At 57.4% G+C, this 18,805-nt stretch carries 14 protein-coding genes; 7 read left to right on the top strand and 7 right to left on the bottom strand.

Annotation, left to right across the window (positions count from 1 at the left end; all coding sequences use genetic code 11):
• Nucleotides 1-121 precede the first annotated feature (121 nt).
• The 3 genes from LC093_RS15360 to LC093_RS15370 form a co-directional block, all read right to left on the bottom strand.
• Complete coding sequence (locus tag LC093_RS15360; RefSeq protein WP_226666675.1) at nucleotides 122-1,501, bottom strand: DUF1329 domain-containing protein; 1,380 nt, start codon at nucleotides 1,499-1,501, stop codon at nucleotides 122-124.
• A gap of 11 nt (nucleotides 1,502-1,512) precedes the next feature.
• A complete protein-coding gene (locus LC093_RS15365) occupies nucleotides 1,513-3,354 on the bottom strand; it encodes a DUF1302 domain-containing protein (protein WP_226666682.1) in 1,842 nt (613 codons plus the stop codon).
• 289 nt (nucleotides 3,355-3,643) lie between these two features.
• Nucleotides 3,644-4,681, bottom strand: a complete 1,038-nt coding sequence (locus LC093_RS15370; RefSeq protein WP_226666684.1) for an AraC family transcriptional regulator — start codon at nucleotides 4,679-4,681, stop codon at nucleotides 3,644-3,646.
• Between the two features lie 277 nt (nucleotides 4,682-4,958).
• Between LC093_RS15370 and LC093_RS15375 the strand changes: the two genes are divergently transcribed.
• Both LC093_RS15375 and LC093_RS15380 read left to right on the top strand, forming a co-directional pair.
• A complete protein-coding gene (locus LC093_RS15375; protein WP_226666687.1) occupies nucleotides 4,959-6,083 on the top strand; it encodes a WD40/YVTN/BNR-like repeat-containing protein in 1,125 nt (374 codons plus the stop codon).
• 11 nt (nucleotides 6,084-6,094) lie between these two features.
• Nucleotides 6,095-8,551, top strand: a complete 2,457-nt coding sequence (locus tag LC093_RS15380; RefSeq protein WP_226666691.1) for an efflux RND transporter permease subunit — start codon at nucleotides 6,095-6,097, stop codon at nucleotides 8,549-8,551.
• A 101-nt stretch (nucleotides 8,552-8,652) separates the two neighbouring features.
• On the opposite strand, the gene LC093_RS15385 is transcribed toward LC093_RS15380, so the two are convergent.
• The 3 genes from LC093_RS15385 to parC all read right to left on the bottom strand — a co-directional run bounded on the left by LC093_RS15385 (nucleotide 8,653) and on the right by parC (nucleotide 13,081).
• Nucleotides 8,653-9,738, bottom strand: a complete 1,086-nt coding sequence (locus tag LC093_RS15385) for a hypothetical protein (protein WP_226666694.1) — start codon at nucleotides 9,736-9,738, stop codon at nucleotides 8,653-8,655.
• Nucleotides 9,735-10,499, bottom strand: coding sequence for a hypothetical protein (locus LC093_RS15390; protein WP_226666698.1), 765 nt, complete (start codon nucleotides 10,497-10,499; stop codon nucleotides 9,735-9,737). The genes LC093_RS15385 and LC093_RS15390 overlap by 4 nt, the downstream gene beginning before the upstream one ends.
• Nucleotides 10,500-10,831: 332 nt before the next feature.
• Nucleotides 10,832-13,081 (bottom strand): DNA topoisomerase IV subunit A, encoded by a 2,250-nt coding sequence (gene parC / locus LC093_RS15395; RefSeq protein WP_226666702.1) that lies wholly within the window; start codon nucleotides 13,079-13,081, stop codon nucleotides 10,832-10,834.
• 241 nt (nucleotides 13,082-13,322) lie between these two features.
• On the opposite strand from parC, the gene LC093_RS15400 reads away from it, so the two are divergent.
• From LC093_RS15400 to LC093_RS15420, 5 genes are all read left to right on the top strand, one after another.
• Complete coding sequence (locus LC093_RS15400) at nucleotides 13,323-13,607, top strand: DUF2214 family protein (protein WP_226666704.1); 285 nt, start codon at nucleotides 13,323-13,325, stop codon at nucleotides 13,605-13,607.
• Between the two features lie 126 nt (nucleotides 13,608-13,733).
• Entirely contained in the window at nucleotides 13,734-15,173 is a 1,440-nt protein-coding gene (locus tag LC093_RS15405; protein WP_226666706.1) for a DUF6892 domain-containing protein, read from the top strand.
• 382 nt (nucleotides 15,174-15,555) lie between these two features.
• Nucleotides 15,556-16,008 carry a DUF2214 family protein gene (locus tag LC093_RS15410; protein WP_226666710.1) on the top strand — a complete coding sequence of 151 codons (453 nt, stop codon included), beginning with the start codon at nucleotides 15,556-15,558 and terminating at the stop codon, nucleotides 16,006-16,008.
• 32 nt (nucleotides 16,009-16,040) lie between these two features.
• A complete protein-coding gene (locus LC093_RS15415) occupies nucleotides 16,041-16,646 on the top strand; it encodes an ATP-binding cassette domain-containing protein (protein ID WP_226666714.1) in 606 nt (201 codons plus the stop codon).
• A complete protein-coding gene (locus LC093_RS15420; protein WP_226666717.1) occupies nucleotides 16,643-17,440 on the top strand; it encodes an ABC transporter permease in 798 nt (265 codons plus the stop codon). Before LC093_RS15415 ends, LC093_RS15420 begins: the two co-directional genes overlap by 4 nt.
• A gap of 118 nt (nucleotides 17,441-17,558) precedes the next feature.
• On the opposite strand, the gene LC093_RS15425 is transcribed toward LC093_RS15420, so the two are convergent.
• The gene (locus tag LC093_RS15425; RefSeq protein ID WP_226666719.1) at nucleotides 17,559-18,611 is read right to left on the bottom strand and encodes an NAD(P)-dependent alcohol dehydrogenase; all 1,053 of its coding nucleotides are present in this window, start codon (nucleotides 18,609-18,611) and stop codon (nucleotides 17,559-17,561) included.
• Between the last annotated feature and the right edge of the window lie 194 nt (nucleotides 18,612-18,805).

Genomic DNA, 18,805 nt, shown 5'->3' on the forward strand with positions numbered 1-18,805 from the left:
GGACTGGGGCGAAGGTATCAGGGGTGTCGGGGATATCGGGGATAAAGGCAGGCAACAAAAAAAGGGCCGGCAAAGCCGGCCCTTTTTTGTTTTTGGACGTTGTCCGGGCTAGCGCCCCGGATCAGCGACCGATACGGCGCAGTGCCGCAGAGGAGAAGTCGCGGCGATTGACCTTGCTGCCCCACTCCATGAACTTCGGCTCTTCGTTGGCCAGGCCGGTTACCAGGTAGCGGCCGGAATCCAGGTCGTGGAATACCTCTGCAGACATCCACGGCGTGCCCACGTCGTAGAACATGACGTTGTGGCCTTCACCCACGCGCCACAGGTTGCCACGGCCGTCGTAGTGATCGACGACAGAAACGCCCCAGGTGTCTTCGTCCAGGAACATGGTGCGCTTGGCGTAGATGTGGCGCTCACCTTCTTTCAGGGTCGCTTCCACTTCCCATACGCGGTGCAGTTCGTAGCGCAGGTACTCCGGGTTCAGGTGGCCCGCCTGTACGATATCGTCGTAGCCCAGTGAGGTGTCCATCAGCTTGTAATCGTTGTACGGGATGTACATCTCTTTCTTGCCGATGAGTTTCCACTCGTATTTGTCCGGGGCACCGTTGTACATATCCAGGTTGTCGGCGGTACGCAGACCGTCAACGCCCTCTGCCGGGCCGTCGTAGGCGACGTTAGGCGCGCGGCGAACACGGCGCTGGCCAGCGTTGTACACCCATGCACGACGGGCTTCCTTCACCTGGTCCACAGTCTCGTGTACCAGCAGGGCTGTACCAGTCAGACGCGCTGGCGCGGTGATCTGCTGCAGGTAATAGAAGAGTACGTTGTCGTCACCCTTGGCATCGCGGCCGCCCTGGAGGAATTCCGGCCATACCAGCTGGTCGGTGAATTTGACCGGCACAAAGGAGCCATCAGCCTGCACCGGGATCGCGGTGGTGTTGCGGATCGCGGAACCGCCGCGGTAGCGGGTGATGTGGTTCCACACCACTTCCAGCGCGCTCTCCGGCATCGGGAACGGGATCACGGTGTCGAAATTGGTCACACCATTACCGCCGGAAACCAGCTCGGCATTGACCGCGTTCTTCTTCACCACGTCGTACAGAGACTCCGGGTACGCTGCGGTACGGCGGGTCTGATACACCGGCATACGGTATTCCGGGTACTTCTTGAACATGGCGATCTGGCCCGGGCTCAGTTTGTCTTTGTACTGGGCCAGGTTTTCATTGGTGATTTCGAACAGCGGCTTGTCTTCCGGGAAAGGGTTCACCGGACGGCCGGGATCGCTATTGCCCTTCGCCACTTCACCGCCACTGATCAGGCCGCCGGTCCACGCCGGGATAGAGCCATCCGCATTGCCCGCTTTCACCGCGCCCAGCGGGGTCAGGGAGTCGCCCAGTTTGGCCGCGTCCTGCTCGGAAACCTTGGCGAATGCATTGCCGCCCATCAGGGATACCAGCAGCAGTGCCGCAGTGGTCATTTTCTTGTTCATGGTTGATTTCATATCGCTACCTCTTAGTAGGAAACTTTGAAGCTCAGGGAAACGAAATCCTTGTCTTCCAGAATGTTGTGGCTGCCGCCGTCAAACGCGGTGTAACCCAGGCTGGCGCTGTACTTCATCTTGTACACCGCTTCCACAGACAGGCCCAGGGACTTGGCGCCCTCGTGGAACTGCTGACCCGGCTCTGCGGAGTAGCCTTCCACGTCGTGGGACCAGGCCAGGGTCGGGTTCAGGGAAATACCGGCGAACACGTTCGGGTACTGCAGCGCGGCACGCGCGCGGTAACCCCACGCGGTATCGGTAACAAAGCCTTCAGAGCTGCAGTCGCCGTCGATCTGGCCAGCGGCTACCAGGTTGGTACAGTTCAGGCCATTGCCAAGGTCGAAGTCGCCGAGGCCGAATACGGTGTTGCGGCCGTAGCGCTGGTCGGAGTCTTCGACACCATCCAGCATGGACACACCGACTTCACCGATCAGCGCCAGGCGCGATGCACCCAGTACGCGGTCGAAGAACTTGATCGCAGTAACCTGCAGCTGGGTCTGGTCGAAGGTGTCGTAACCCTGAATCACCTCACCGTAACCAACCTCGTTCACGCGGTTGGTAAAGGCAAAGATCGGGTTTTCCGAAAGCGCACCATTGAGGATGTCGGAACCGTTGATCTGCAGCGGGGTATCCGGCTTGTAGGACAGTTCACCGGACAGCGCCACGCCGGCCACGTTGGTGGCGAAGCTCAGGCCATACACCTTCAGGTCTTCCGGGAAGCTGACCACGTAGCCCGGGTTATACGCAGAGAGCGCACCAGCTTCCGGGTGAGACGAAGGCACGAAGATCGGGGCACCTTCTCCGACAACTGCGGGGATGGTGGTTCGAATCGCACTAACGTACGGCACGCGCGAGTGGATGTTCATGAAGTAAGCACCGAACTCGGTATCGTTCAGTGCAGCGGCGTAGTAGCGCGCGGCGAAACCGTACTGGCCACCGTCTTCCGGCTCCATATCGTCCTGGCGCTCAGCGTAGTAACCCAGCTGTACCGCCAACGGATCTGGTACCCCGATGGTTACGCGATTACAACCATCCGCGGCATAGTCGGTGGAGGAGAAATAGGTACCACAGCCTTCGAGCTGGGTTTTCTCCCACTCGTACTGGTAAAAACCTTCAACGCTCAGGTTTTCGGTCACGCCGGCATTGAAGTACGCCATGCCCACTGGCAGCAGGCCTTCTTTCAGTTCCGCGCCCGGGCGGCGGAAAGCGCTCACATCCACAGGGTTGATGGCGTTGATGCCACCCTGGATAAAGGTACTCTCACCCCAGCTCAGCACCTGACGACCAAGGCGGAGGCTGACCGGCATCTCGGCGATGTCGGTGTCCAGGTAGGTGTAGGCATCCAGCAGCGCAACACCGGAGAATTTGGCGAATTCGGAAAAGCCTTCATCGGACAGCGGCGCGCCGGAGGCATAGTCATTGGAATTGGTACCGTGCGGACGGTTTTCGTCTTTTAGCTCTTTGTCGTTCCAGTACTTAACACGCATGAACACGCCGAAATTGTCTTTCGACAGTTCGATATCGTGAACGCCTTTGATGATCTTCGAGAAAGTCTCGCCTTGTTCGAAGTTCAGGTTGCCGTCGTCGGTGGTGCTGGTGAAGCCCTCGCCGCCGTTGAGGTAACCGATAAAGCGTGGATCCGCGTCTTTCAGACGCCAGCTTGCGCCGACGTCCAGCTGTGAAGTAACACGCAGCGCAATGCCGTCATCTTCACCAAAGTAGTATTCCGCCGCGTGGGCCGGTGCGAGCGCACCACCGATTGCCAGGGCAATCAGGGCACGTTTGAAACTGGATAAATTTATTGTTTTCGGCATAGATGCTCTCTCCCATACATGCGAGCAAAACTTGCCATGTAACCCCCAAGCGGTCGATGCAATTCCATTAGCGCAGTGCGCCAACTTCTTATCCGCTCGCGCCGGATTGCCGGATATCGGGGTGTAGAGATAATGGAAAGAGAGGTAATTGCGTCGCTTTGGGCGCCAGCAAACAGGCGACATATTACGTCCCATCGTGCGCGCCGATCGGGCAAGCCGACCTCTCGAAGAGGCCGGCGCTACAGGAAGCGGGAAGATAAGGACCGGGGCGGGAGCTGGCGAGGCGAGATCAGTTCAGGCGCGCGACCGGCTGGTTGTCCCGAAAGTCGCCGGGGGTCAGCCCGGTCCAACGCTTGAATGCGCGATTGAAATTGGTCACCGAAGCAAAACCCACCAGATAGCCGATTTCCCCCAGCGACAGGTGCGGCTGCTCCAGATAGTTGAGCGCCAACTTCTTGCGGGTATTTTCCAGAATTTCCTTGTAGCTGGTGCCCTGCTCGCTCAGTCGGCGCTGCAGGTTGCGCAGACTCATCCCCAGCACTTCTGCCACATCCCCCTGCGCCGGGGTACTGCCCGGCAGGTAGTCATAGATCTTGCAGCGAACCAGATTGACCAGATCATTTTTGTCCACGCGCGACAGGAACTCATCCAGCATGATCTCGTGGTTGCGGGCGATCAGCCCGTTGTGTGTGAACAGTTTGCGCGTGGCATGCTCCTCACGGAAGATCAGGGCGTTGTATGGGTGGCCGTAGTGCACCTCGCAGTTAAAAAATGCCTGCAGGGCATCGGGCTGCTGCTCGGGCGCTTCCGCCTCCAGGAAGACACACAGGGGTGTCAGGTCGCTCTGCACCAGGTCGCGGGCGAACTTGACCAGCGATGCAATAAACACCTCGGCCTCACGCAACCCGAGCCCCGGCACGATGCGCTGCTCGATACGCACCGGGCGGATACTGAACTCAACGCCACCGGGCACCTCGTTCAAACGCACATTACACAGGCTCGACACGATACGGCGATAACGCACGATGTAGTCGAGGCTGTCCTTCAGGGTTTCCGCCGACATCATCGCGTAGCCCAGTACATGCAGCATGCTGGGGTGGAAGTTCTCGGCCAGCCGCACCCGCAGGTCGTGACCGGGCGCGCGCTCGCTGGCGTAATTCAGCAATTTGATCAGCTTGGCGAGCGTGATCCGGGATTCCTGGTCACTCAGCTCATGCATATCGATGTCACAGGCCGCCAGGGCTTCCTGTATATCGATATCGCAAGACTGCATGATCCTGATAAAAGGTATCAGCCAGCCACCTATGACCGCGTGTTCAATATTCACTTCGTCACCCGAGTACAAGCATCGCGACGCCGACCGTTTGCACCGGCGTACTAATTGAAGCCAGAGTCTATCAAGAACTCCCGAATAAGCCGTAACTATTTAGCGCGCCACGAAAATCTGACCCAAAGCGGGGCAAAATTCACACCCCAAAATAACTGGTGGGAACGGCAGACCCTCGTGCGGGTTTGGATAATGAATTGGCGCGTATGACATATCGAGTCGCCAAGCTGCTGCCAGATAATCCAGTGGCCGAATAATAAGCACATGCAAGCGACTTATGAGACTTACCAGACTTTTTGTACCCCGGCTCCTGCTGCCGGCTCTGATTGCCTCCCAGCCCCTGCTGGCCAGTGCAAACGTAGAACTCTTACAAACACCCGCGCTGCACAGCACCCGCGCCGCACAGAGTGTTATCACCAACCTGCACCCCGCTAACGACGGCTACCTGCTGACCGGCGAGCGCGGCCTGCTGCTGCAGTGGCAAGCCGATGGCCAGTGGCAGCAACAGAATTCCCCTGTGAGCGTGGGCCTCACTGCGGTCACAACCCTGGCAGATGGCTCTGCGGTAGCCGTGGGCCACGACGCCGCGATCCTGCGCCGCGCCCCGCAAGGCGAGTGGCAGAAGATCTTCGACGGCTACGACCTCACGCGCCTGCAGATCTCCGCGCTGGAGAAGCGCCGCGATGACTTGCAGCAGACCATTGACAATGCCGCGGAAGATGCCGACATCGGCGAGCTGGAGTACCAGCTGGAAGAGCTCGAATTCAGCCTCGAGGACACTCAGGCCGAACTCGAAACCGGACCGAACAAGCCCCTGCTGGACATCGTTTCTGCTGGCGGCAAGCGCCTGTTTGCCGTTGGTGCCTATGGCACCCTGCTGTGCAGTGACGACGCCGGCGACAACTGGCAGCTGCACAGCGCCAGTGTCGACAACCCGGACCGCTTCCACCTGAACGCCATTACCCGCAGCGATGACGGCAGCCTGTATATCGTTGGCGAGAGCGGCGTTGGCTTCGTCTCCCGCGACAACGGTGACAGCTGGCAGTCCATGGACCTGCCCTACGATGGCAGCCTGTTCGGTATCACCGCGCAGGCTGGCGCGCCCAACCTGGTGGCCTTTGGCCTGCAGGGACATGTGCTGGTTTCCAGTGACGGCGGTGACAGCTGGCAGCACCACAAGGTAGAGGCCGGCGCCAGCTTCCTCGGCGGCACCATCGATCAGAACGGACAGGTAGTGCTGGTGGGCCACGGCGGTATTGTCGCCAGTTTCCCGGTGGCGCAGCCCGATGACATCACCGTGCGTAAACACCCCTCCGGCGCGGCGTTTTCCGCCGTAGCGGTAGACGGAAAACAATTGATTCTCGCGGGCCAGTTTGGTGTCACCGCCTGGGACATGAAGTGAGGTAGCCGCCAATGACCCAATCATCTACAAACAACACAAGCGCCCCGACCTCCCGCATTGAAGCCGCGTGCGAATCCGTGGTCTTCGGCCGTCGCCCGCTGGTACTGACGATACTCACCCTGCTGTTGCTGGTACTGACCTGGCAGGGCCTGAAGGTGCGCCCGGAAGCCAGTTTCACCAACATGATTCCGGGCAACCACGAGTTCATCAACAACTACATGGACTACCGCCAGGAGCTTGCTGACCTCGGCAACGTGGTGCGTATCGTGGTGGAGAGTAAAGAGGGAGATATCTTTACCCCCGAGTTCCAGGAAGTGCTGAAGCAGGTCACCGATGAGGTGTTCTATGTTCCCGGCGTGAGCCGTGATGGCCTCAAATCCCTGTGGACGCCGAATGTGCGCTGGCAGGAAGTGACCGAGGAAGGCTTTGTCGGCGGTGCCGTGATCCCGAACGGCTACGACGGCTCCGAGAAAATGGTCGCACGCGTGAAAGCAAACGTGTTCAAGTCCGGCCAGGTGGGCGTGCTCGTGGGCAACGACTTCCGCTCCGCGATCGTGCTTGCACCGCTGCAGGATGTGAACCCGGAAACCGGCAAGCCGCTGGACTACCGCGAACTGTCTGACTTCCTCGAACAGAACGTGCGCGACAAGTACAGCAGCGACCAGGTGCAGATCCGCATCGTCGGCTTCGCCAAGGTAATCGGCGACCTGATCGACGGTGCCGTGCAGGTGGTACTGTTCTTCGTCCTCGCGGTCCTGATCACCTTCGCCCTGCTGTGGCTCTACTCCCGCTGTCTGCGCAGTACCTTTACTGTACTGGCCTGCTCGATCTTCGCGGTGTTCTGCCAGCTCGGCGTACTCAACCTGCTGGGCTACGGCATCAACCCCTACTCCATGCTGGTACCCTTTCTGGTGTTCGCCATCGGTGTGAGCCATGGTGTACAGATCATCAGCGCGGTCATGCACAACAGTGTCAGGGGCGCCGACAAGGTAGCCGCAGCCCGTCTCGCTTTCCGCTCCCTGTACCTCGCCGGTATCACCGCGCTGGTCAGTGACGCTATCGGCTTCACCACCCTGATGGTGATCGACATCGGCGTGATCCGCGAACTGGCCATCGCCGCCAGTATCGGTGTAGCGGTAATCATTGTGACCAACCTGGTGGCGCTGCCAATCATTGCCAGCTACGTGGGCGTCTCAGCCCGCGGCCTCGCCTATGCCCGTGAACGCCAGGACCAGGCTTCCCTGGTGGAGCGCCTGTTCGCGCGTTTTGCCCGCCCGCAGCAGGCCAAGGCCATCCTGGCCGTTGCCCTGATCCTGTGTGGTGCCGGCGCCTACTACGCGCAGTTTATGAAAATCGGCGACCTCGATGCCGGTGCCCCGGAACTGCGCCCGGACTCCCGCTACAACAGCGACAACGCCTACCTGGTGGACAACTACAGCACCAGCACTGACGTGTTTGTGGTGATGGCGAAGACCAGTGCCGAGCAGTGCGTTGCCTATGAAAACCTGGTGTGGCTGGATCAGCTGGCGGCGCACATGGGCAACGTGCCCGGTGTGCAGAAGGTCTCGTCGGTGGCCGACGTGTCCAAGTTCGGCAACTTCGGCATGAACGAGGGCTCGCTCAAGTGGTATGGCCTCAACCGCAACCAGTTCATCACCAACGCCTCTGTGGGCAAAGCCCCGCCCGGGCTGATCAATGCCGACTGCAGCATGGCGCCGGTGCTGGTGTTCCTGAATGACCACAAGGCGGAAACCCTGGAACGGGTCGTGGCTGGCGTGCAGGCGTTCAAGGCCGAGCACACCCCGGACTCGGTCGAGTTCCTGCTGGCCGCCGGTAACTCCGGTATCGAAGCCGCGACCAACGACGTGATCGAAGACGCCCAGGTGGAAATGCTGATCTGGGTCTACGGCGTGGTCATCGCCCTGTGCCTGCTGACCTTCCGCTCGCCGCGTATCGTGCTGGCCGTGGTACTGCCGCTGATGCTCACCTCGCTGCTGGGCCAGGCGCTGATGGCGCTGATGGGGATCGGTGTGAAAGTCGCCACCCTGCCGGTGATCGCACTCGGCGTGGGTATTGGTGTGGACTACGGCATCTACATCTTCACCAAGGTGCGCGAAGCTCTGGCAGACGGCAAGAACCTGATCGAGTCCTACGCCTACACCCTGCACCAGACCGGCAAGGCGGTGGCGTTTACCGGCGTGACCCTGGCCATCGGTGTGGCCACCTGGGTGTTCTCACCGATCAAGTTCCAGGCAGACATGGGCCTGCTGCTGACCTTCATGTTCCTGTGGAATATGCTCGGCGCGCTGATGCTGGTACCGGCCATCGCCTGGCTGCTGCGTATTGATAACCTGGCGGCCAAGCCGGCTGCCGGTAACAGCGCTCCTGCTGAACCTGCTGAAAAGCAGATCAATGCCGCCGCCCAGTCTCCACGCGCTACCAAGCAAACGGAAACCGAGCCGGCTTGATTGCTTACGCAATAGCGTCGTAAAAAAAGTCGCAACAACAAAAAAGGGCAGCCAATTGGCTGCCCTTTTTTGTTGCCGAGGATCAGGTACCACAACCGCGGCTAAACGCCGCTATTTTCACTGTCTGGTTTTCGCTCAAATTCTTTCAACTTCTTGTGTATAGCGCAGGCGATGGAAAGCACAGCCACAATGGTTAGCACTTGCTCCCATCCAAGATATTCCACCGCTGCGTATGATCCGCGTATAAAACACACCACGCCGAGCAATACCCACCAACGCGAGACAAATCGCGGGGGACGCACTCTCGGCCTCGCCAGATCAAGCAAGTAGGGCATCCGCGCGGTCTCTTCCTCGAGAGCCAGGCGTTTGTCGAGCACATCTGGGGCAGTGGTACACGGCTCTACCGCTATGCTTCCAGGCCGCTCTATCTCGGTGTCGGGTGATTGGACGTGGAAGCGGCGCATACGCTCTTCGATGAATGTGCGCAGCTCCTGGAGTGCCTCACGCGACGGCAACGCCACGCTCATTCCATAGAGGCGAACTCGCATAAAATGCTTCTCCCCCAACGGCAGGAGCCAACTCTCGCCGAAATAACGACGACCGCAATATTCTTCATACACTTGCCAATGTCGCCCACACATTTCGCGTTGCCGCCAGTTGACCCCCTGCACCTCTTCACACTCACTCTCTTCATCGTCGAAGAGGTCCTGATGAACATCCTCACTATGCCCCTGTTCAGCAGCGGCACGCTTGGCCAGCGCATCCTGCGCAATATAGACCTCCGCCGCCCTGCGCAGGCTAGCAGGCTCACGCAAGTCACCGCAGTGGCCATTGCGATGCACCCAGATATCAAGAAACTGGCCGAGCTCGCTCGTCTCTTCGCAATGGACGAACCTGCGGCGCGCCAGAGACAGTGCATCAGAAATACCACTAGTGTCGCACTCAAGCTCGAGCGCTGCCCAAGCCGCGTCATTCAGAGACTCAGCGAGCACGGTACCCGTACGCGAATCATAGGCAGAATCGTAAAAAGCCAGAGCTTCCTCGCCACAGCAATTACTCACCGTGGGACAAAATGCCTGCACGTTGCGTTCGAACATCAGTCCACGACGAGGAACAGCAAAGCACAACTCATGGCCAAACAGATAACCCTTTTGCTTGATCCACGGCAGCCAACGAAAACGACTCATCCGATACGCTCCCGTGGCTCTTCGCGCATCGAAGGCAAGGGCGTACCAGGCGGTACACCAAAGCCAAAGCGGCCGATATTAAGATCCTTCCCGGTCTCACAGGATTCGAGCATTTTTCGGGCCATAGGGTAATCAATGTTACTGGGTGGAATCTTCGCCAGCTCGACGGCAAGATCACCGCGCTCTTCAGTCCCCATCATGTACTGGGCAGCCAGTGTGCTGAATTCCGGCGTGCCGGGATAATACGTATATGAAGGCTCTCCCGGCGTGATGGCACGGAGGAAAAAGACTATACCTGTCCCGGTAAGCCCGGAGCCCAGAGCGGCAAAGGCAGCTGCCACACCAACTCCCCACATGAAGTACGCGACGATTGCCGTCAACAGCAGCGCTAACCCCATCGCAATCACTGTCAAGGCGAAATCGATGTAACCCTCCTCGCAAGGGTAAATCGTTGCAAAACGAGTTGTCGGATCAAACTCCTCTCTCGTTCCGATGGCGTTATAGCGACGGTACCAGCGCGTGCAGAGCCGCAACAGGTATACCGATATCCAAAGGGTAAAAATTATGACTGCTACCTGAATGACGAGCAGGGCTGTGCCGCTCAGTTCGTTATGCCCTGCAACAACTAAAGTCCATGTAATAGAGACAAAGTCACGCAGGTTGAGATAGGCACCCAGTATGAGGAGTCCAATGAAAGACAGTGAGATAAGCGCACCGAGCAGACGTATGCCGATGTCGTAAAAAAATGCCGCCCGATTCACAACGGCACCATCATATGCGTATTAATGGAGTTCAAATGCGTTTTCCTTAACGCGTGGTTTCAATCCTTTCATCGCGCCTTATACGCGCTAATTAGGACGCCTGTTCCACGCTTATGGCGTCCTATAAGTGGCTGGGAACAATAAATATATTTTGCGAGTAAGTCCAATGCTCGGGTTACGGGAATCGACCGAAGGAAATCTCAAATGTAAACGGGCAGCAAACCGCTGAAGATTGCCTGTTACTGACAAAAAAATAGCGGCCCTCTCAGGGCCGCTATTTTTTCGCTTACGGAATCAGCGCACATTTTTTTCTTTCATGCACTTTTCTGTATTTATTTTTTCTGAACTTCCACTTTGTCCACTTTCTGGAAACCACGGGGCAGCTTGTTGCCGCGGCGACCGCGTTCTCCCTGGTAGTGCTCCAGCTCCGCGATCTTGATCTTGGTATGGCGCTTGCCAGCGTGGATCAACAGCTGGTCGTTGCCTTCCAGTACCGCGATACCGACGACAATTTCCTCGCGGCTGGCGGCGCGGGCGGAGGGGATATTGATGATCTTGTTGCCCTTGCCTTTTGCCAGCTCCGGCAACTCGGAAACCGGGAACACCAGCATGCGCCCTTCGCTGGTCACTGCGGCCAACAAAGCACCATCCGGGTTCTCGATCTCCTGCGGCGGCAGCACGCGGGCATTTTTCGGCAGTGACAACATCGCCTTACCCGCCTTGTTTCTGCTTTGCAGATCCGCGTACTTGGCGATAAAGCCGTAACCGGCATCCGAGGCCAGCAACACTTTCTGGTCGTCATTGCCCATCAGCAGGCCTTCGAAGGACGCACCGGAAGGCGGGTTGATACGGCCGGAAAGCGGCTCGCCCTGCCCCCGTGCTGACGGCAGTGAATGCGCGGCAATGGCATAGCTGCGCCCGGTGCTGTCGAGTAACAGCGCCGGCTGGTTGCTCTTGCCGCGGGCCGCGTACTTGAAGCTGTCGCCGGCCTTGTAGCTCAGCGAGGTCGGGTCGATATCGTGGCCCTTGGCCTGGCGAATCCAGCCCTTGTCCGACAGCACCACGGTAATCGGATCACTGGTCAGCAGGTCGGTTTCGCTGAACGCCTTGGCTTCTTCGCGGGTCACGATGGGCGAGCGGCGGTCATCACCGAACTCGTCGGCAGCTTCCAGCAGTTCTTTCTTGATCAGGGTCTTCAGGCGGCGCGCACTTTCCAGGGTCTGGGTAAGCATTTTGCGCTCTTTTTCCAGCTCGGCCTGCTCGCCGCGGATCTTCATTTCCTCGAGGCGCGCCAACTGGCGCAACTTGGTTTCGAGGACGTATTCCGCCTGCACGTCACTCAGTTCGAAGCGGCGCATCAACTCCTGCTTCGGCTCTTCGTGGGTGCGGATAATTTCGATCACTTCATCGATATTGAGGAACGCAACCAACAAACCGGCCAACAGGTGCAGGCGCTTCTCGACCTTGTCGAGGCGGAACTGCAGGCGACGGCGTGTGGTAACGGTACGGAAGCTCAGCCACTCGCCCAGGATTTTGTCCAGGGACTTCACCTGCGGGCGGCCGTCGATGCCGATCATGTTCAGGTTGACCCGATAGCTCTTTTCCAGGTCGGTGGTGGCGAACAGGTGGTTCATCACCTGATCCAGGTCCACGCGATTGGACTTGGGTACGATCACCAGGCGGGTGGGATTCTCGTGGTCGGATTCGTCACGCAGGTCCGCCACCATCGGCAGCTTCTTCGCCTGCATCTGCGCGGCGATCTGCTCCAGCACCTTGGAGCCACTGGCCTGGTAGGGCAGCGCGGTAATGACGATATCGCCATCTTCCCTGGTCCAAACCGCACGCATTTTTACCGAGCCCTTGCCGGTCTCGTACATCTTGTGCAGGTCCGCGCGCGGAGAAATGATCTCCGCCTCCGTAGGCATGTCCGGCCCCTGGATGAACTCACACAGCTCAGAAACCGTGGCCTTGGGGTTTTCCAGCAGGTGCACGGTGGCGTCAACAACCTCACGCAGGTTGTGCGGCGGGATGTCGGTGGCCATACCTACCGCAATGCCGGTGGTGCCGTTCAGCAGGATGTTCGGCACGCGCGCCGGCAGTACCGCCGGTTCGTCCATAGTGCCATCGAAGTTCGGCTGCCAGTCCACCGTGCCCTGCCCCAGTTCGGACAGCAGTACCTCGGAGTATTTGCCCATGCGCGATTCGGTATAACGCATGGCGGCGAAGGACTTGGGATCGTCCGGGGAGCCCCAGTTACCCTGGCCATCCACCAGCGGGTAGCGGTAACTGAAGGGCTGCGCCATCAATACCATCGCCTCGTACACGGCACTGTCGCCGTGCGGATGGTATTTACCAATCACGTCACCCACGGTACGGGCAGACTTCTTGTATTTGGCGGTGTTCTTCAGGCCCAGCTCGCTCATGGCGTAGACGATGCGGCGCTGCACCGGCTTGAGGCCATCGCCGATATTGGGCAGGGCACGGTCCAGGATTACGTACATGGAGTAGTCCAGGTACGCCTTCTCCGTGTATTCCGCCAGGTGCTGGCGTTCCGATGCTTCGTAGACAGAGGGCTCGGTCATACTGCGAGAGTCTCGTTATTTTGTTCGTAAAGAGGGGGACGATTATGGCGGCGAATGGCGGTCGGTTCAAAGTGGGGGAAGCAATCTCATGTAAGCGGCAGTCCATGAGGCCTTTTTCGTTCATTTTTCAGCCACCTGGCAAACGACGAGCGTCCTCTATCCGCCGCCATACTCTCGACCACCATATATGCTAACGTCTCCCGCACCCCGATAACATGACGCCAACCAACGGGAGACCTGTATGCCCGTGCTGTTCGCCTTCCTGCACCATCTCACTTTCATCACAATGATTGTGGTACTCACCATGCAACTGGTGTTGCTGGGTCAGCCGCTGTCGTTGCAGAGCGCGCGCAAGCTGCAAATTGTCGATCGGATCCTCGGACTATCCGCGGTTGCCCTGCTGGTGATCGGCTTTTTACGGGTGTTCCTGTTCGAGAAAGGCCCGGGCTATTACTTCCACAACGGCATATTTCACGCAAAGCTCACGCTGTTTCTCATCGCCGCGGTCCTCTCCATTGTTTGCTAACATGCGATTTAAAACCAACTTTGGTAATAATATCCAGAAGCTTAGGAAACAGGTTTTAAACTTACCCGTGCTGTGGTCTTATCATGATTGCGTTGTTTGCAAATTTCCCAGAATGAAAGGACCTGCATGAGCACTCACAGTTTCAATGAGTTAACCGCTCCCATCGACGGCCCTAACAAAGACCTCAACTTTGCCCTAAAAACCGGGAGTAAAAAGGTCTCAAGCGTGCTCACCAAGCTCACACAAAATGCTACCCAGTTGGCACCAAACGATGCATGCATCATCGTTATTCAGCTGTTGGTTTACACCGCACAGATCCATTTAGCTGACAAAAAGAGCAATCAACTACTCGCCACTATCGGCAAGTTTATCCTTAAAGCATGCCGTAACGAGTCAGTTGCCAATCTGGTGATTCAACAATGGCTCTATCGATTGTATGTAGTGGAATACACCAACCCAGCTCAATGCCAAGCCGCAGCCCAGTGGTTAATGCTATTTAACCAATCGGACGGATCTGCCAGTTCACCCGAGCCTTTACAAAAAGCATTCGACGCCGCACATGGCGCACTGAATGAAGTACAAAAAAAGATCGCCAACATCTGTCATGAGCAAAAAGTTTTTCAGGACAAGTCCGGTGAGCAATCAGGCTTTGCTCTGTTAGAGCTGTTTACCAACACCTGCTTTTATCATTCGAGCACTTGCCCACCTAACTATGAAAACTGGGTCATTGAGGCTGTTGAACACAATATCAATTTTGGTAATGGCCTTACGCTCGCTGTTCTGCAGCGCTCACAAAACCGTGCCAGGGTTGCGGCCAAACTAATCGATAAGTATGTGCGAGCGTCATCAGTGATTGACAATGTTGAATACAATCTAGGTGGAATGTCATGGGGGCTATTTTCCGATTTATTCGATATTGAAAGCTATAGCGCTAAGCAGGCAAACAATGTGGTCGATTGCATGGTTGAAAACAGTACCGCTAAACAATGGACAACAGAGCAAGCCATCTTTGCCAGCAAACATCTATTGGCAGTTAATGAAGTAGCGCAGTGCCGAAGGCTACTAACCAAATCAAAGGCAGCAAAAAAACTGGCAACACTTTTAGTTGAAATACATGGCGATGCACCAGCATTGCAGGTGTTAAAAGTCTTATTAGCTGGAAATACAAAGCCAAAATATAAACTGCCAACAGGTGGCGAAACACAGTTCAGCGATATTAACGTCAAACTAATCGTGCTGAACGAGTTAATGTACGTGCAACAATCACTCAAACCAGCCTTTGATATTCGCCAGTTTGCCAAAGAATATGATCACCGCGAAATTGCCGTTGCAGGCTACGATATTATTCCCGAAGCCCTAGCCTACATGCGCGGCATTCATATTCCACAGACACTGCTCAATTCAATAACTGAGATTAGCTACGATGCTTCGGATGAGATTTACGGTCAGCTCATGCCTTACTGGGATGGTGAAGACGATGACTTTAAGCCTACTTCGTTGGCTGATTTAGATAAGCTGCCGAACGTTAAGAGTATTGGTGGTTTGGATGAAGGACGTGAAGCATAATCATGATTGACCAAGCCGCTCGTACAAGACTATGTAAGCTAACAAGAGCACTCGCGGCAGGACATATAACTAACGACGAATTCGAGTACCAAATTCCAGAGACTAAAGATCGAGCGATTGCTGGCATTCCGATGCTTCGTAGACTGAGGGCTCGGTCATACTGCGAGAGTCTCGTTATTTTGTTCGTAAAGAGGGGGAGGATTATGGCGGCGAATGGCGGTCGGTTCAAAGCAATCTGATGTAAGTGGCAGCCCACGAGGCCTTTTTCGTTCATTATTCAGCCACCAGGAAAACTGCGAACGTCCTCTATCCACCGCCAGATATGCTAACGTCTCCCGCACGCCAACAACATGAACATGACTCCAACCAACCGGAGACCTGTATGCCCGCGCTGTTCGCCTTCCTGCACCATCTCACGTTCATCGCAATGATTGTGGTACTCACCATGCAACTGGTGTTGCTGGGTCAGCCGCTGTCGTTGCAGAGCGCGCGCAAGCTGCAAGTTGTCGATCGAATCCTCGGACTATCCGCGGTTGCCCTACTGGTGATCGGCTTTTTACGGGTGTTCCTGTTCGAGAAAGGCCCGGGCTATTACTTCCACAACGGCGCATTTCACGCAAAGCTCACGCTGTTTCTCATCGCCGCGATCCTCTCTATTTACCCCACCATTCAGTTCCTGCGCTGGGGCAAGGCCATAAAGCAACAAAAAATCCCACCGCTTGGTGACCGCAAGCGGCGCTGGATGCGCATCATCGTACATACTGAACTGACCGCCATCGTCGGCATGGCACTCTGCGCAGCGCTGATGGCGAAGGGCATTGGCCAACTCGGCTAGGCACGACACCCCTCACACAACAGGAACAGGTATTGGGGACACTGAAGCTATCCGGCGTAGCCGTCGGCACTCTGGAAAATATTGATCTGGAAGTTGCCCCGGGTGAAATCGTGTGCCTGTCCGGCCCCTCTGGCGGCGGCAAAAGCCGTCTGTTGCGTGCCATTGCCGACCTGGACCCCCACGGCGGCCAGGTGACCCTGGATGACATTAACCAGAGCGCCCTGCCCGCACATCTCTGGCGCGGTAAAGTGATGATGGTGCCGGCGGAAAGTGCCTGGTGGCACGACACAGTGGGGGAACACTTTCCCCAGTCGGTGGGAAATACACTGGCGCAAATAGGCCTGGATCCAGGCGCGAGTACCTGGCCTGTCACCCGTTTATCTTCCGGAGAAAAGCAGCGCCTGGCACTGGTGAGGGCCCTGTCTTACGAGCCCTCGGCCCTGCTACTGGACGAACCCACCGCAAACCTCGACAGGGACAGTACCGCCAAAGTGGAAGCCTGGCTGTGCGAAAGGATCCGCGCAGATAAACTGCCAACGATTTGGGTCGCGCACCACGAAGACCAGATTGCACGGGTCGCCAATCGCCACGTTCACATCACCGGCGCGGGTATTGAAGCGCTGGAGGTAGCAGGGTGAGTGTGATCGCCCTCTCCTGGTGGCAGCTGGCACTGGCGGCACTGCTGGTGATTGCGCTCGCCATCTGCACTTTCCTTGCGCGGCTGGACGTAGGCAAAACCCTGCTGATTGCGGCGGCGCGCACCGCGATCCAGCTCACACTGGTAGGGCTGGTACTGGAAGCGCTGTTCGCCGTTGGCAGCCTGCACTGGGTCGCATTGATGGGATTTGGCATGTTGCTGCTGGCCGGGCGCGAAGTGGTCGCCCGACAGAAATATCCCCTGCGCGGCGGCTGGAGTTTTGGCATCGGTACCCTGTCGATGTTTATCTCCGCGTTTGCCGTCACCGTACTCACACTGACCGCAGTGATCAGCCCCACGCCATGGTACACACCGCAATACGCTATCCCGCTGTTGGGCATGCTGCTCGGCAATACCATGACCGGCGTTGCCCTCGGCCTGGACCGGCTGACGGAGAGCGCACGCCGCTCCCGCGATATTATCGAGAACAGACTGATGCTCGGCGAAAGCTGGCAGCAGGCACTGGGGGATTTCCGCCGCGACGCCATGCGCGCGGGCCTGACTCCGATCATCAACGCCATGGCCGCCGCCGGCATTGTCTCATTGCCGGGCATGATGACCGGCCAGATACTCGCCGGCACACCTCCGGCGCTCGCGGTCAAATACCAGATACTGATTATGTTCACCATTGCCGCCGGTACCGGCTTTGGCACTTTTGCGGCAGTCGCGTTGTGTGCCAGGCGATTGTTTGACGGGCGCGAGCGATTGCGGCTGGACCGATTGCGCAGCACCTGAAGCAACAGCGTAACGTTATCAGTTCCTGAAAATAAAACGGGCCGCGGCATCAATGCGGCGGCCCGTATTTACGTTATGTAGCTACGTAAACTGACAGTAGTTTACTGACCGTCGACGATCAGCTATCCACAGACAATTCAGACATATCCATCACGTAACGGTGGGCAATATCTCCACGGCCCATGATCTCAAACGCTTCGTTGATCTGCTCCGGACGGATGATTTCACAGATCGGGTGGATATCGTGTTCGGCACAGAAATCCAGTACTTCCTGGGTTTCCTTGACACCACCGATCAGGGAACCGGCCACCCGGCGGCGGCCCATAATCATCGGCACGGTCATAAAGCCTTTCATCGGCCCCACCTGTCCCACAATCACCAGCGTGCCGTCTACATCCAGCAACGAGGCATACGGGGTCACGTCGTGCTCAACAGGCACGGTATCGATGATCAGATCCATGGACGCTGCCGCTTGGGCCATCGCCTCCGCATCGGTGGAGGCGAGAATGCCGCTGGCACCAATAGCTCTGGCCTCATCTTCTTTCTTGGTGGAGCGGCTCAGCACGGTTACTTCAGCGCCCATGGCCACCGCCAGTTTCACCGCCATATGGCCCAGGCCACCGAGGCCAATCACCCCTACCCGACTGCCTTTACCGATGTTCCAGGTGCGCAGCGGCGAGAAGGTCGTGATACCGGCACACAGGATCGGGGCAGCGCGCGACAGGTCCAGCGCTTCAGGGATACGCAGCACGAACTCTTCTCGCACCACAATATGCTTGGAGTAGCCGCCCTGGGTAATCTCGCCGGTGATGCGATCCGGGGCGCCATAGGTGGGCGTCATGCCATTGCGACAGAACTGCTCTTCACCATGATCGCACTGGTCGCACGCCTGACAGCTGTCGACCATACAACCAACACCCACCTGGTCACCCACTTGATACCGGGTGACCTCCGGACCAACTTCGAGTACGCGGCCAATGATTTCGTGGCCCGGTACCAGGGGGTAAGGCTGCGGGCCCCAGTCGCCATTGACCGTATGCAGGTCAGAGTGACAGACACCGCTGTACAGGATTTCAATAGCCACATCGTTTGCCCGCAAGGCACGACGTTCGAAATGGAATGGCGCCATTTCCGCGTCGGATGAATAAGCCGCATAACCAACCGTTTTCATGGAGACTCCTTACACAATGCCTCAGACAAATCTGGAAACAGACAACGGGATCACCGTCGTCTCTGTAATGCGGCCATTGTAAGGAGCTGGCACATGGGTTGGCCTACCCGATCCTTGCTATTGATTGCCTGATTCTCTGAGAACTCGTGATTTAAGGTGAACGCTGTCATCGAAGCGTGAAATTAAACGCCGAG

It is taken from the genome of Microbulbifer aggregans, from assembly GCF_020524005.1.
GTDB lineage: Bacteria > Pseudomonadota > Gammaproteobacteria > Pseudomonadales > Cellvibrionaceae > Microbulbifer > Microbulbifer aggregans_A.